This is a genomic window from Streptococcus pseudopneumoniae (genome assembly GCF_001072665.1).
GTDB lineage: Bacteria > Bacillota > Bacilli > Lactobacillales > Streptococcaceae > Streptococcus > Streptococcus pseudopneumoniae_S.
Genome location: NZ_JVJI01000080.1, coordinates 1 through 249, shown reverse-complemented (window position 1 = coordinate 249; position 249 = coordinate 1). Strand labels below are relative to the sequence as shown.

General features: G+C 42.6%; 1 protein-coding gene. It reads left to right on the top strand.

Annotation, left to right across the window (positions count from 1 at the left end; translation table 11 throughout):
* Window positions 1-24: 24 nt before the first annotated feature.
* Window positions 25-249: T7SS effector LXG polymorphic toxin (locus tag ADH52_RS04675; RefSeq protein ID WP_049510387.1), on the top strand; the 225-nt coding region annotated here is incomplete at its 3' end.

Here is a 249-nt window from a genome sequence, read left to right as displayed (position 1 = left end):
TCTGGCTTGCAGTAGGGAGGTTCTATGAGTTACAAGATAAAATTTGATGATATTACCTCTGTTCAAGTGGAAAGTCAAAAGACGATGAATGCTTGGGAAGAGGCCATCGCTAGTCTAAATAAGGCTATGAGCGACTTCATAAACAATCAAAATCTCCAAGGTCAGGCCGTCTCGAGTATGCGCAATTACCTAGTAGAGGTGCATGGGACTCTTCTTCAAACTCTGGTCAACCTGATGAATGACTACTCA